The organism is Pacificibacter marinus, from assembly GCF_018860665.1.
GTDB lineage: Bacteria > Pseudomonadota > Alphaproteobacteria > Rhodobacterales > Rhodobacteraceae > Celeribacter > Celeribacter marinus_A.
The window spans coordinates 212,966-226,103 of sequence record NZ_JAHKPK010000018.1 but is presented as its reverse complement, the minus strand read 5'-3'; the positions used below and the strand labels follow the sequence as shown (position 1 = coordinate 226,103).

The 13,138-nt window shown below is 53.1% G+C and carries 14 protein-coding genes; 5 read left to right on the top strand and 9 right to left on the bottom strand.

The annotated features are described in order from the left end of the window. The first annotated feature begins 119 nt into the window (after positions 1–119). Complete coding sequence (locus KO497_RS05615; RefSeq protein WP_215942982.1) at positions 120–1,280, top strand: DUF6456 domain-containing protein; 1,161 nt, start codon at positions 120–122, stop codon at positions 1,278–1,280. A 95-nt stretch (positions 1,281–1,375) separates the two neighbouring features. On the opposite strand, the gene KO497_RS05610 is transcribed toward KO497_RS05615, so the two are convergent. Next, a complete protein-coding gene (locus tag KO497_RS05610) occupies positions 1,376–2,830 on the bottom strand; it encodes a catalase (protein WP_215942981.1) in 1,455 nt (484 codons plus the stop codon). A 148-nt stretch (positions 2,831–2,978) separates the two neighbouring features. Between KO497_RS05610 and KO497_RS05605 the strand changes: the two genes are divergently transcribed. Then, entirely contained in the window at positions 2,979–3,905 is a 927-nt protein-coding gene (locus KO497_RS05605) for a hydrogen peroxide-inducible genes activator (protein WP_215942980.1), read from the top strand. Positions 3,906–3,993: 88 nt separating this feature from the next. Here KO497_RS05605 and KO497_RS05600 read toward each other — a convergent pair whose 3' ends face one another. Beyond that, a complete protein-coding gene (locus KO497_RS05600; protein ID WP_215942979.1) occupies positions 3,994–4,545 on the bottom strand; it encodes a peroxiredoxin in 552 nt (183 codons plus the stop codon). 317 nt (positions 4,546–4,862) lie between these two features. Between KO497_RS05600 and lipA the strand changes: the two genes are divergently transcribed. Continuing rightward, positions 4,863–5,816 carry a lipoyl synthase gene (gene lipA, locus KO497_RS05595; RefSeq protein ID WP_215942978.1) on the top strand — a complete coding sequence of 318 codons (954 nt, stop codon included), beginning with the start codon at positions 4,863–4,865 and terminating at the stop codon, positions 5,814–5,816. 122 nt (positions 5,817–5,938) lie between these two features. Continuing rightward, a complete protein-coding gene (locus KO497_RS05590) occupies positions 5,939–7,093 on the top strand; it encodes a THUMP domain-containing class I SAM-dependent RNA methyltransferase (protein ID WP_215942977.1) in 1,155 nt (384 codons plus the stop codon). A 31-nt stretch (positions 7,094–7,124) separates the two neighbouring features. Here the strand turns inward: KO497_RS05590 and KO497_RS05585 are convergent, their stop codons facing one another. The 3 genes from KO497_RS05585 to hpt all read right to left on the bottom strand — a co-directional run bounded on the left by KO497_RS05585 (position 7,125) and on the right by hpt (position 8,839). Then, on the bottom strand, positions 7,125–8,015 hold the full coding sequence (locus KO497_RS05585) for a cytochrome c (protein WP_215942976.1): 891 nt from the start codon (positions 8,013–8,015) through the stop codon (positions 7,125–7,127). A gap of 69 nt (positions 8,016–8,084) precedes the next feature. Continuing rightward, positions 8,085–8,279, bottom strand: a complete 195-nt coding sequence (locus tag KO497_RS05580; RefSeq protein WP_215942975.1) for a hypothetical protein — start codon at positions 8,277–8,279, stop codon at positions 8,085–8,087. After that, the gene (gene hpt / locus KO497_RS05575; RefSeq protein WP_215942974.1) at positions 8,276–8,839 is read right to left on the bottom strand and encodes a hypoxanthine phosphoribosyltransferase; all 564 of its coding nucleotides are present in this window, start codon (positions 8,837–8,839) and stop codon (positions 8,276–8,278) included. The genes KO497_RS05580 and hpt overlap by 4 nt, the downstream gene beginning before the upstream one ends. 66 nt (positions 8,840–8,905) lie before the next feature. On the opposite strand from hpt, the gene KO497_RS05570 reads away from it, so the two are divergent. Continuing rightward, complete coding sequence (locus KO497_RS05570; protein WP_215942973.1) at positions 8,906–9,352, top strand: type II toxin-antitoxin system RatA family toxin; 447 nt, start codon at positions 8,906–8,908, stop codon at positions 9,350–9,352. 111 nt (positions 9,353–9,463) lie between these two features. Here KO497_RS05570 and KO497_RS05565 read toward each other — a convergent pair whose 3' ends face one another. The 4 genes from KO497_RS05565 to KO497_RS05550 form a co-directional block, all read right to left on the bottom strand. Then, complete coding sequence (locus tag KO497_RS05565) at positions 9,464–10,645, bottom strand: ammonium transporter (RefSeq protein ID WP_215942972.1); 1,182 nt, start codon at positions 10,643–10,645, stop codon at positions 9,464–9,466. A gap of 192 nt (positions 10,646–10,837) precedes the next feature. Then, a complete protein-coding gene (locus KO497_RS05560) occupies positions 10,838–11,320 on the bottom strand; it encodes a CinA family protein (protein WP_354668091.1) in 483 nt (160 codons plus the stop codon). Next, positions 11,317–11,826 carry a phosphatidylglycerophosphatase A family protein gene (locus tag KO497_RS05555; RefSeq protein WP_215942971.1) on the bottom strand — a complete coding sequence of 170 codons (510 nt, stop codon included), beginning with the start codon at positions 11,824–11,826 and terminating at the stop codon, positions 11,317–11,319. Before KO497_RS05555 ends, KO497_RS05560 begins: the two co-directional genes overlap by 4 nt. An 8-nt stretch (positions 11,827–11,834) precedes the next feature. Beyond that, positions 11,835–12,995 carry a bifunctional 2-C-methyl-D-erythritol 4-phosphate cytidylyltransferase/2-C-methyl-D-erythritol 2,4-cyclodiphosphate synthase gene (locus tag KO497_RS05550; RefSeq protein ID WP_215943034.1) on the bottom strand — a complete coding sequence of 387 codons (1,161 nt, stop codon included), beginning with the start codon at positions 12,993–12,995 and terminating at the stop codon, positions 11,835–11,837. Positions 12,996–13,138 lie beyond the last annotated feature (143 nt).

Sequence of the window (13,138 nt, the reverse complement as noted above, 5' to 3'; positions counted from 1 at the left end):
TGTTTAGAGATTCGATACAATTTTAAGTAAAAATTATGATTGTTTCCGAATTAGAAACTTTGGAGCACGATCTGTTGGTTCTGGAGCAGAGACATCAGGCTTAGGTCTGCGGGGAGAGAATGTTGGAATACGGTAACAGTATAGGCAAAACAAAGGGCGCTTTGCCCAATTGGGTGCCACAAGAAGCCAAGCGGTATCTGGATCATACCGAACACGGTCAAACCATTCGTGCTTTGGCTCGTAACGGCGGCTGCGCGCCCTCTACGGTCATGCGCCAAGTGCGCAAAATCGAATTGAAACGCGATGATCCACTGATTGATGAAGCTCTAAGTTCGCTCGGTCAGTACTCCACGATGCCCCCGTCATCCGACACCCCAGCGCGGCCTCTCATAAGATCGAAGGACACATCAGCTATGAGCAAATTTACAAACTTTTCGGACACTGAAGCAGCGACGCCCCCCGATGACGCGACGATTGAACGCGAGGCGCGCCGTATTTTGCGCCGTTTAAGTGAACCGGGGGCCTGTTTGGCCGTGGCTAAAGATATGGAAAAGGCCGTTGTCGTTCGCGATTTACCTGATGGGCGCACGACACGTACGGCTGTCTTGGATAGACCTATCGCGCAAGCTATGGCTCTTAAAGACTGGATATCGGCGCAAGAAAAAGGCAAAATCACCCGCTATACGATTACCTCTGCGGGGCGTGCCGCGCTGAAGCGTCTTGTCGCGGCGCATGAGAGTGCGCAGGCTGGATTTGCAGAAGCGCAGTCCAGTTTTGGCACGGCACAGCGTGTTTGGGCTGTCAAAGATATGGCTGGCGCGCAGACAGATAAGCCAAAACGTATGCGCTACAATGCGGCCGAGAGCTCTGTGATGACTCTGTCGCGGCGCCGCGATAAAGATGGTGAAATGTTCCTTAGTCCCGAACTTGTGGCCGCAGCCGAGCGTTTGCGCGAAGATTTTGAACTGGCGCAGATGAGTCCGCGTGCGACCAAAAACTGGGATCGGTTTTTAACGGAAGGCACGCGCAGTCCTTTTAATGGCGATGCGTCGGGCTTTGGTCCTGATGCTGCTAAAGCCCGTGTGGCTGCGGCTTTGATGGATTTGGGCCCCGGACTTGGCGATGTGGCGCTGCGCTGTTGTTGCTATTTGGAAGGTATGGAGAAGGCCGAGAAACGCATGGGCTGGTCTGCGCGCTCTGGCAAGGTGGTGCTGCGGATCGCATTGCAACGTCTTAAACGTCATTTTGATGAGGCTGGGTATTCAAACCTTATTGGGTAATGGCCTTATTGGTTAATGCTATCTGTCTAAAACCTGAGAGAAAACGCCCCTCGCTTGCGCAGTGAGGGGCGTTTTATGTTTAGGTCGGGCGCAAATTATGCGTTGTCGATTTCATCCAGCGCGCCGCGCACGCCAGCTTCATAGGCAGGGTGCACTTTGCCAAGCACTTCGAACCAACGCTCACGCACGGATGTGGAGCAAGGGGCCATCGCGCCGGCCATGGTCATGTGAAGACGCGAGCGTTCTTCATCGCCGATCACTTCGGCGTAGAGTTTGCGCGGCTGCACGTAGTCCGCATCTTCCATTTCAACCACATATTTATCCGCGTCGCCTGAGATTTTCAGCGGGGGCTCGGCCACGCTTGGATCAGCTTTGGCGCTGGATTCATATTGGTTGGGCTCATAGTAAGCCTCTGGGTGGCCTGTGTTTGGCGCGTTAAAGTTCATCGCGCCGTCCTTATGGTAGTGATGCACAGGGCATTTGGGCGCATTGGCTGGCAAAGATTCATAATGCGTGCCAAGGCGGTAACGATGCGCATCAGCGTAAGAAAACACACGCGCTTGCAACATTTTGTCAGGGCTAAAGCCGATGCCTGGGATTTTATTTGATGGCGAATAGGCCGCATTTTCAATCATTTGGAAGTAGTTGTCTGGGTTTTTGTTGAATTCCAACATGCCCACTGGGATCAATGGAAAATCGTCATGCGGCCAGACTTTGGTCAGATCAAACGGGTTGAAATCCTGCTTTTCAGCGTCTTCTTCGTTCATCACCTGAATGTTAAGTTCCCATTTCGGGAAATTGCCAGCTTCAATCGCGCCATACAAATCTTCTTGGTAGCTTTCGCGCGTCTTAGCAATCAGGTTTTCCGCCTCATCGTTCATGTAGTTCTTGATGCCTTGCTGATTGCGGAAGTGGAATTTCACCCAAACGCGCGACCCGTCGGCATTCCACATGGAATATGTATGTGATCCGTAGCCGTGCATGTGCATCGGGTTCACAGGGATGCCGCGATCAGACATCAAAATGGTCACTTGATGCACGGATTCAGGATGAGCGGCCCAGAAATCAAACATCGCTTCAGGAGAGCGCAGATTGCTTTTCGGGTGACGTTTTTGTGTGCGGATGAAGTCAGGGAATTTGAATGCATCGCGGATAAAAAAGATTGGCGTGTTGTTGCCAACAACGTCCCAGTTGCCTTCTTCGGTGTAGAATTTCACCGAAAAGCCACGCACATCACGTTCGGCATCCGCCGCGCCAAGTTCGCCCGCAACGGTGGACCACCGTGACAGGATTTCACAGGTGTTGCCCACTTTTGAAAACAACTTCGCTGTGGTGTAGTTCGAAATGTCATGGGTGACTGTGAACGTTCCTTGTGCGCCCCAACCTTTGGCGTGAACCACACGCTCAGGAATGCGCTCGCGGTTTTGATGGGCCAGCTTTTCAATCAACTGGTAATCATCAAGCATTACAGGGCCGCGCGGGCCTGCGGTTTTTGAGGTGTCGTTGTGCGAAACGGGCGCACCCGCTGTAGTGGTCAAACGTTTGGTCATTTTCATCTCCCTATTGGTTTGAAATCGGTTCGTTTGTTGATGTGACCATCATGGCAGAGCTTATTTATAAAATAAAATTGTATAAAACGATTATGTGTATTAGATTTTCTAATTGATTTAGGTTGAACGATCGCAAGGGCTGGGCAGAATGCTGACATTGAAACAGATGCGTTACTTTGTGGCGCTGGCTGAGACGCGTTCATTTTCCACCGCTGCTGAGCGGGTGCATGTTACGCAATCTGCTTTATCGCAGCAAATCAAAGAGATGGAGGTAAGCCTTGATGTTCAGCTTGTGGAGCGTTTGCCGCGCGATATGCGCCTGACCCGCGCGGGGCAGTTGGTTTATGAGCGCGCTCTCGTTCTTTTGGCGATGACGCGAGAAATGGAATCGGAGGTGCGTCTGCAAGATGGGCTATCGGGGCGTTTGTCGCTTGGGGTGATCCCGACAATCGCTCCCTATATGTTGCCACGCGCGCTGACGCGGATCAAATCGGCGCAGCTGAACTTAGATATACGCGTGCGTGAGGCGCAAACTGCTGATCTGCTTAAAGACGTCTCTTCAGGGCGGCTTGATGCTGCGATCATCGCATTGCCTTATAATATTGGTGGTCTGATCGCCGAGCCTTTGTTTACCGATTGTTTCTTGCTGGCAGGATCCAAGGCGCGGCTTGCGCATTTGAATCAACAAATGGTGCCCATGCGCCCGACAGATGTACCGCCCGATGGGCTGTTGTTGCTGGATGAGGGGCACTGCCTTGCCGATCAAGCCTTGGATATGTGCCAATTGACCCGCGCAGAGCAAACTGTCGATCTTGGCGCGTCATCGTTATCAACACTATGTGGGCTGGTGGCGCAGGGCTTTGGCATGACCTTTGTGCCAGAAATCGCACTGAAGGCAGAGCACGCGTCCAGTCCAGACTTAGCGGTGATGCGCTTTCCAGACCCGCAGCCCGCGCGCACCATCGCATTGATACGCCGCGCCAGCACGCCAGACGCCTCATGGTTTACGGATTTGGCGGCGCTTTTGGCCGAAGCGGGCAGTGAATTGTTGTATGAAGCACGTATGCGGGGCTAAATCAGTTTGAACAGAGGGATATTCAGCAAAGAAAAAGCCCGCGCTCAAGACTGAGGCGGGCTGATCTTTGACTTATGAGTGGCTGTGATTATTCAGCCGCAACATCCTGTGCCGCTGTTTTGAGATATTCCAAAACAGTTTCTGGTGAGGATACGCCGTAAGGGTCTTCGCCGTGGTTGTCGCACAGACCTGGCTCTTCGAACCAAGCCTCGATAACGCCGTCTTTGACCACAGCCGCATAGCGCCATGAACGTACGCCAAAACCGAGGTTGTCTTTGTGCACCAACATGCCCATGCGGCGGGTGAATTCGCCAGAGCCATCAGGGATCACGCCAACGTTTTTCAGGTCTTGCGATTGCGCCCATTTGTTCATCACAAAGCTGTCGTTCACAGACATGCAATAGATCGCGTCGATGCCAGCCGCTTTAAAATCGTCAAAGCCGTTTTCAAATCCTGGCAATTGGTATGTGGAACATGTTGGCGTGAAAGCACCAGGGAGCGAGAATAATACAACACGTTTGCCGCCGAAGTAATCAGCTGTTGTCTTATCTTCCCAACGGAAAGGATTGTCGCCGCCGATAGATTCATCGCGCACGCGGGTTTTGAACGTTACGTTTGGAAGTTTATGTCCAGCTTGCATATCATCACTCCTAAGGATCTTTTTGCGATGGGGTCGCAGATTTAAATACTATTGGGCGATACCTAGAACGATTCTAGTTTAGGTTCAATCGCTGGCATGCGACAAAAATGGTCGGAATAGTATAAGCTGGCATTTCGTCGTAAAATTGGGCAAAATCTTTGCCATAGCGAATGAGGTGTTCGCGATGCAAACACTATGCCTAGGCATGTGATTATATGTGTTGAGCAGGGAACATGGCAGCAATGCCACGTATCCACTTGCCCCGAAGCCTGTCTGGGATATAACCTAGAAAATCTGTTTCAGTATGGGGAAAACACGTGCGCGATCTCAAAATTCCGGCCCAGAGACACCCTGAAAAGCAAAAGCGCCCCGATAATGCGCAGCCTAAAAAGCCCGATTGGATTCGCGTCAAAGCGCCCACATCCGAAGGCTATAAAGAAACACGCGACATCATGCGTGAAAACAAATTGGTGACCGTGTGCGAAGAAGCGGGCTGTCCCAACGTGGGCGAATGTTGGTCGCAAGGCCACGCCACGATGATGATCATGGGCGAAGTTTGTACCCGCGCTTGTACCTTTTGCAACATCGCCACAGGCAAGCCGCCTGAGGATTTGGATGTGTTCGAGCCGGGCCGTGTGGCGGACGCTGTGGCCAAATTGGGTCTCAACCACGTTGTGATCACATCTGTTGACCGCGATGATATTGAAGACGGCGGGGCCGAGCATTTCGCGATGACCATCCGCGCCATCCGTAAAAAGTCACCCTCTACGACTATCGAAATCCTCACGCCTGATTTCATTCGCTGTGATCCAAAGGTTCTGGAGGTCGTGGTTGAGGCGCGCCCCGATGTGTTCAACCACAATCTGGAAACAGTGCCTGGCTTGTATCCAGAAGTGCGCCCCGGCGCGCGGTATTTCCATTCTTTGCGTCTTTTGCAGCGCGTGAAAGAACTTGATCCAACGATGTTCACCAAGTCGGGCATCATGGTTGGCCTTGGCGAAGATAAGCAATCCGTCACGCAAGTGATGGAAGACATGCGCGCCGCCGATATCGATTTCTTGACCATCGGGCAGTATTTGCAACCAACGCCAAAACACCACGCCGTTGATCGTTTTGTGACGCCTGAAGAGTTCAAAACCTATGAGAAAACCGCCTTTAACAAAGGGTTCTTGATGGTCTCGGCCACGCCTTTGACGCGTTCCAGCTATCACGCCGGTGATGATTTTGCCCGTCTACGTGAGGCGCGCCTTAAAAAGTTTGGCACAGCTTAAATCACGTCAAACCCTAACATTCAAACCGGCGGGGCAACTTGCCGGTTTTATTTTGTCTTGATCATAGCGCGCTGTGCGTGACACAAGCCGTAAACGCGATCCGCACCCCATCGAGGCCCAGCATGACCCAATCCACGCCAGCCAATGCCACTTTCGACATTTTCCTGTCGACTGTACCCGGACTTGAGCAGGTTTTGCTTGAGGAAGTGATCGAATCGGGGTTTCAAAATCCTGTGGCCACGGGGGGCGGTGTCACGATTCATGGCAATTGGACCGATGTTTGGCGCGCAAATCTGACCCTGCGCGGCCCGTCTAAGGTCTTGGCGCGTATCGGCGAATTTCGTGCCTTTCATCTGGCGCAACTCGACAAACGCGCGCGTAAATTCCCTTGGGGCGACATTTTAGGTCAAGCGATTTTGGATGAAGAGCTTTCGATCAAAGTCGAGGTGAACACCAATAAAAAGTCCAAAATCTATCACGCTGGCGCCGCCGTTGAACGTATCGAGCGCGCAATCCACGAAGAATTCGGCGCGAAAATTGCGGAAGGCTTAGAAGACGCCGATATCGTCATCAAAGTGCGCATTGACGACAACAACGTACATTTTTCCATCGATACCTCAGGCGAAGGTCTGCACAAACGCGGCCATAAACAGGCCATGGGCAAAGCGCCGATGCGCGAAACTATGGCGGCTTTGGCGCTGCGGGCTTGCGGGTATACGGGGCAAGAACCCGTACTTGACCCCATGTGTGGTTCCGGCACGTTTTTGATAGAAGCCGCTGAAATATCTCGAAATTTCATGGCCGGACGTGCGCGCAGTTTCGCCTTTGAAAAACTTGCGACCTATGATGAGGTTGCGGTGCGGCGCATGCGCGAGGCGTGGAAAATCAGGCCCAGTGAACAACAGTTTTACGGCTCTGACCGCAACGTCAATGTGATTGGTTTCGCCAAAGACAATGCCACGCGGGCAGGGGTCGACGCCTTGTGTCACTTTACGCCAACGCAAGTGTCCAGCTTGGAGCGCCCGGATGGCCCTGCGGGTCTTGTGATCGTCAATCCGCCATATGGTGCGCGGATCGGCAAGAAAAAAGACCTCTTTGCGCTTTACGGATCATTCGGTGATGTGATGCGCATGAAATTCAAAGGCTGGCGGGTGGGCATGATCACCTCGGACACGCAATTGGCCGAGGCGACGAAACTGCCGTGGTTGCCAACGGAAGCCCCCATCGCCCATGGTGGACTTAAGGTAAAACTGTTTAAAACCGATATCTTACGTTAGATATTTAAAGCGCCCCGTTCGATCTGTGCCGCTATTCAACAGGGGCCACTCGTTTTAGATAACTGGCGACTGCCGCGCGATCACTGGCGTCTAATGCGGCAAAATTATCAACCACATGCGCCATATGCCCGCCGACGGAGTCATACTCAGGTGTGAAACCACTTTCCAGATAATAGGCGATGTCTTCTTCTGACCATGTCAGCGTGCCGGGGGTGATATTGGGGATCGTGCCATTGCCCGATGGATTGGGCGCACCGCCAAGCCATTTTGCCGTGTCCATGCCACCCAAGGCGTTTCGTGGCGTGTGACATTCGCCGCAATGCGCCAGTGCTTCGACCAAATAACGCCCCTGTAGATCTTGCTCTGTCATATTCGGATCATTTACAATCCAATCGCCAGCACTGGTGCCAAACAGCAATTTCCAACCGCCCAAACTGCGGCGAATGTTGAACGGAAAGCCAACATCATGGGCTTTGCTCGGCACAGTTGATGCGGGCAGGGTCATCAGATAGGCGTGCAAAGACACAACGTCTGCGGGGTCCATTTTAGCGTAAGAAGTATAGGGAAAGGCGGGATATAGGTGTTCGCCTTCGGGAGAGGTGCCATGCAGCATCGCGTCAGCTAAATTAAGCGCCGACCATGTGCCAATGCCTTGATCAGGATCAGGCGAAATATTGGGCGCATAGAATGTGCCAAAAGCAGACTCAAACGCCATGCCGCCTGTTAAGGCTTCGCCATTGCCATCATCGCCCGCATGGCACGAGGCACATCCGCCCGCTGTATAAACAAACTCGCCACGCGCCAGATCGGGGGTCAGGCCTGCGATATCTTCCAAATCCGCATGGCGCGGCTCGGTCAAAACCCAAGCGACAGAGACGCCAAGAATAACTGTTCCAACAGAATAGGTTGCGAGCTTTAACATCTGTATCTCCGGCACTGTATGACGTGTTTGGCGTCAACCTAGCACAGTGTCAGTCGGGCGTGAATCAAATTAACGTGGTAAGCCAACGTTCAATCCATTCCGGCCTGAGCGTTCCAATTGCATCCATTCTGGAACGCCAATGAATTTCTCAATTCCCACCAAAACCAAGCAGAGCAACACCACCCCAAACACCAGCTTGATCCGCTGTGGACTTGGCGGGTTTTTGGCCCAGCGTTTGGCGCGCACGAACCACATCAAATTCATGCGGAGGCATCCACTGGGCCATCTTCGTCAAACACCACAGTTCCGATATAGGGCAGGTTGCGATTGGCTTGGGCAAAATCGATGCCGTAACCGACCACAAAAGCATCGGGAATTTCGAATCCTGTCCATGTGGTTTTAAACGCGACCTCGCGGCGTACGGGTTTATCAAGCAATGCAATGGTTTCGATTTTACGCGGATGACGTGATTGCAGCAATTCCATAACGGATGTCATCGTATGTCCTGTGTCGACGATATCTTCGACAACCAACACATCACGCCCTTCAATATCGCCACGCAAGTCTTTGTATATTTTCACATTTCGAGAGCTTTCCATGCCGTCGCCGTAAGACGATACTTCCAAAAAATCCACCTCGACGTTCATGTCCAATTCGCGCACCAGATCGGCAATAAACACGAATGATCCGCGCAGTAGCCCGATCACCACAAGCTTGTCGGTGTCGGCGTATTCTTTGCGAATGGTAAGTGCCAAATCTTCGATCCGAGCGGCGATGGTCTTGGCCGAAATCATAACATCGATGTGATAGGGGGCCTGCGTCATGGTAACCTCTTGCAATTTGCGCGCTTAGGTAAGACATATCACCCTGAAATAATTAGACCAGAGACTATGCCGACGCACCGAGAAATCAAAATCATGCCCTACACCGCTCAGCAGATGTACGATCTGGTGGGCGATGTGCAAAGCTATCCGAAATTCCTGCCATGGAACGCCGCCGCACGCATCAGATCGCGTGATGATATGGGCGATCACGAAATTATGTTGGCTGATCTGGTGATCTCGTTCAAAGTCTTTCGCGAAAAATTCGGCTCCAAGGTGGTGCTTTGGCCTGTGGATAAAAAAATCGACACCGAATATCTGGATGGTCCGTTTAAATATATGAAAAGCTGGTGGCAGTTCCGCGATCTTGAGGATGGCACCTGCGAGGTCGAATTTTTCGTCGATTTCGAATTTAAAAACGCGATTCTGCAGTCGGTGATCGGCGTGGTCTTTAATGAAGCCATGCGCCGTGTTGTCAGTGCTTTTGAAAAACGCGCGGCTGATCTTTACGGATAAGGGACTGGCTTAATGCGACCAAACGCATCGTTTGCCGCTGTCCCTATTCGCGCCCCAAGGCAGACCTTTCGACCCGCCTTGGTGACTTTTTCAAGGAATATACTGTGACGCTTACGAATTGTGGTCGTAGGCGCTTTCGCCGTGTTGGGCCAAATCCAAGCCTTGCTGCTCAGTCTCTACATCAACGCGCAAAGGCGTGACGAGCTGGCAGAGTTTGATCAAGGCAACGGTCACAACAAAGGTGAACACCCCAACGATGCCCAGCGCGCCGAACTGTGCAATGGCATTTGCGCCGTCAGCAAAAAAGATGATCATGATCGTGCCGAAAATACCGCCCACACCGTGCACAGCAAAGACGTCCAATGTGTCGTCAATGTTCAACTTGTTGCGGATCACGTTGACCATTTCTTGGCACAAAATACCCGCAACGCTGCCAATGATCAAAGCGACCACTGGACCAACAAAGCCAGAGGCGGGCGTGATCGAGGCAAGGCCCGCGATGGTGCCGGTGACGATGCCTACGAGAGAGGCTTTGCCATATTTGATTTTTTCCCAAATCGCCCAAGTGATCGAGGCCGCCGCCGCAGAGATATGCGTCACAGTGATCGCCATAGCCGCGCCGCCATCTGCCGCCAATTGCGACCCGCCGTTAAAGCCGAACCAGCCGACCCAAAGCATAGAGGCGCCGATCATCACATAACCGGGGTTGTGCGGGGGCTTGTTGTCCACCTTGCGACGCCCCAGCATCACGGCCAAAATCAAAGCCGCGATGCCAGCGGTTTCATGCACAACGATGCCGCCCGCGAAATCCATCGTGCCGGTTTCGCCGAAAATGCCGCCATCAGCCAAGAACCCGCCACCCCAAATCCAATGGGTGACAGGCGCGTAGCAGACCAGCATCCACAAGGATGAAAACAAGATCACAAAGGCAAAATTGATCCGCTCGACATAAGCGCCCACAATCAAGGCGGGGGTGATGATCGCAAAGGTCATCTGAAAGGCAAAGAACAGCACTTCAGGGATGGTGCCTGAGACAGAATTGGCATCCACGCCAGTCAGAAACATCTTGCCCAAGCCGCCCCAAAGCGGGCCACCATCTCCAAAAGCGATGGAATAGCCAAAGGCCAGCCACAGAATGCTCATCACGCAGGCAATGGCGTAGACATGCATAAAGACGCTCAGCACATTGCGCGCGCGCACAAGCCCGCCGTAAAACAATGCCAAGCCTGGCAGCGACATGAATAGGACCAGTGCGGTTGCAACCATGATCCACGCGGTATCAGCTCCGACCATTTTCCCCTCCTAAGGATATTTTTTAAGCGTTAGCGGCGCGTAAAGCGGCTTTGGCGTGATCAGGAAAGGGGATTTGGTTGCTTTTGCGTGGTTAAATATGAGGCGATTGTAAAAGTGATGCCTATTTGTGCGATATTTGCGTGTTGGGTTTAAAATTTAATCCAAAGTGAATCTCTTGCCGTATTTGCAGCGTTACAGCGCCTCGCGCAGCCATTCCAGTGCGGTTCGTATTGTTGCTATCCGCACATTAGACCGCCCCTGCGCACCAAATTCGACGGTTTTGACACGCGTGACCTGACCAGTTTGCGCCAATCCAAAACACACGCGGCCCTCAGGTTTGAACGCAGATCCGCCGGGGCCTGCAATCCCTGTCACGGATACCGTCAGGCCCGCACGTGAGCGCTCAAGCGCGCCATCAGCCATTTGCTGTGCGATTTGTTCAGACACCGCGCCATGAAGATCAAGCGTGTCTGGGCCAATGCCCAGCATTTCGATCTTGGCCTCATTGGAATAGGTAATGAACCCACGGTCCACCACGTCAGACGACCCAGCAATTTCTGTCAAAGCGCCAATGATCAACCCGCCAGTGCAGCTTTCTGCAGTAGCGATTATCACGGATTTTGCACGCGCCAAGGCAAGCACCTCTGTGGCCAAAGCTGTCAGGTCAGTGCTCACATCAACACTCCATGTGCGAGGCTCGCAAGGGCTATCACGCAAATGGCGGCAAAAACGCCAGCGATCACATCGTCCAGCATCACCCCCATGGCGTCACCGCGACGGTCCGCTTTGCCCACAAGGCTGGGTTTCCAGATGTCGAACAGACGAAACAGAACAAAGGCCGCCAAATAGCCGGGCCAAAGTCGCGCACTTTCCACGCCCATCATTTGTGCGCCAAAGGCCACAGGCCATAGCGCGATCCACTGACCGGCCACTTCGTCGATCACGATCTCGGAAGGGTCATGTTCCTCAGTGCCTGCGGTGGCGTCTTTGGTCATAATTTGCGTTGCCCAAAGGCCGACAACAAACACTATAAAGGTGGCAGCAATGCACAGGACAAATCCACCGACCTCATTGAGGGCCCAAAACACAGGCACGGCCGCAGCAGAGCCCCAAGTGCCGGGGGCGGGCTTTAAATAGCCAACACGGGCAAAGGTGGCGATGATTTCAGCAATATCTTTCATGGCGTGTCCTAGCGTTTGATCAAGGTTGCGGTGGCGAGCGAGGCGATGCCTTCTTCGCGCCCCGTGAACCCAAGACGTTCCGAGGTGGTGGCTTTGACCGAAATACGGTCGAAATCGACAGACATGATATCTGCGAGGGCAGCGCGCATTGCATCTGCATGTGGGCCGATTTTGGGCTGTTCACAGACCAATGTCACGTCGCAATTGGACATTTCATAGCCACGCGAGCGGGCCAAATCGATGGCGTGGCGCAAGAATATATGGCTGGCCGCGCCTTTCCATTGCATGTCTGAGGGGGGGAAATGACGGCCTATGTCTCCTTCGGCCAACGCGCCGTAAATCGCATCTGTCAGCGCGTGCATGCCCACATCTGCGTCAGAATGCCCTTGCAAGCCTCTGTTATGGGGCACTTTAATACCGCAGAGCCACACATGGTCGCCCGCGCCAAACCGGTGCACATCATAGCCGTTGCCAAGGCGAATATCCATTTGGGTCTTGTCCTTATCTTGTCTCAGGCGCGCAGCCAACACATGTTCGGCGCGGGCGAAATCATCGGGATGGGTTATCTTGAAATTGGCCTCATCGCCAAGGGTGATGGCAACTTGAATGCCTGCGGCACGGGCGACTTCGACATCATCGGCAGCCTCATGGGCATAGGCGTGATGTGCTTGTAAAATAGTTTCAAAGTCAAATCCTTGCGGCGTCTGCGCGCGCCACAGCCCTGTGCGATCTTGGGTGCCCTCAACAGTTGCGTCGCCACGCCAGAGCGCATCGATAACTTGCAACGCTGGCGCGGCTGCGGGCCCGTTTTCAAGGGCTGACAAAACATCTTTGATCACTGACTCTGGCACCAAGGCGCGGGCGGCGTCATGGATCAACACTTGGGTAACGCCTGAGTTCTTGATGGCCTTAAGACCCGCTTTGACCGAAGCACTGCGTGTTGCACCACCAACAACGGGCATGACATCGGTGAGGGTCTGCATGAGATCAGCGTCATCTTTGTGATGTACCACCACGATTTGATCCACAAAGGGGCGAAAGGCCGCGATTGTATGATCTATGACCCGCGGGCATGATGCATCCCGCCCAAGGGGGCGCCACTGTTTGGGGGTATCGCCGCCCGCACGGGTGCCGCGTCCTGCGGCAACGATCAAAGCTATCACTGTCATGCCGCGTGGATAATATGTGGTGAGGCTCAAAGCAATGGCCGCGTAAATCGTGTGGTGTGATTAAATTTTAGGCAAATACGTTTTTAAGCCATTTTTTTGCGCTCTACCCTTTGCGACTCTGTCGATACACAGATACCCATGAT

Coding starts and splice junctions, on each gene's coding strand:
- KO497_RS05615 (WP_215942982.1), top strand. CDS start 120: ATGTTGGAATACGGTAACAGTATAGGCAAAACAAAGGGCGCTTTGCCC.
- KO497_RS05610 (WP_215942981.1), bottom strand. CDS start 2,830: ATGACCAAACGTTTGACCACTACAGCGGGTGCGCCCGTTTCGCACAAC.
- KO497_RS05605 (WP_215942980.1), top strand. CDS start 2,979: ATGCTGACATTGAAACAGATGCGTTACTTTGTGGCGCTGGCTGAGACG.
- KO497_RS05600 (WP_215942979.1), bottom strand. CDS start 4,545: ATGCAAGCTGGACATAAACTTCCAAACGTAACGTTCAAAACCCGCGTG.
- KO497_RS05590 (WP_215942977.1), top strand. CDS start 5,939: ATGACCCAATCCACGCCAGCCAATGCCACTTTCGACATTTTCCTGTCG.
- KO497_RS05585 (WP_215942976.1), bottom strand. CDS start 8,015: ATGTTAAAGCTCGCAACCTATTCTGTTGGAACAGTTATTCTTGGCGTC.
- KO497_RS05580 (WP_215942975.1), bottom strand. CDS start 8,279: ATGAATTTGATGTGGTTCGTGCGCGCCAAACGCTGGGCCAAAAACCCG.
- hpt (WP_215942974.1), bottom strand. CDS start 8,839: ATGACGCAGGCCCCCTATCACATCGATGTTATGATTTCGGCCAAGACC.
- KO497_RS05570 (WP_215942973.1), top strand. CDS start 8,906: ATGCCGACGCACCGAGAAATCAAAATCATGCCCTACACCGCTCAGCAG.
- KO497_RS05565 (WP_215942972.1), bottom strand. CDS start 10,645: ATGGTCGGAGCTGATACCGCGTGGATCATGGTTGCAACCGCACTGGTC.
- KO497_RS05555 (WP_215942971.1), bottom strand. CDS start 11,826: ATGAAAGATATTGCTGAAATCATCGCCACCTTTGCCCGTGTTGGCTAT.
- KO497_RS05550 (WP_215943034.1), bottom strand. CDS start 12,995: ATGACAGTGATAGCTTTGATCGTTGCCGCAGGACGCGGCACCCGTGCG.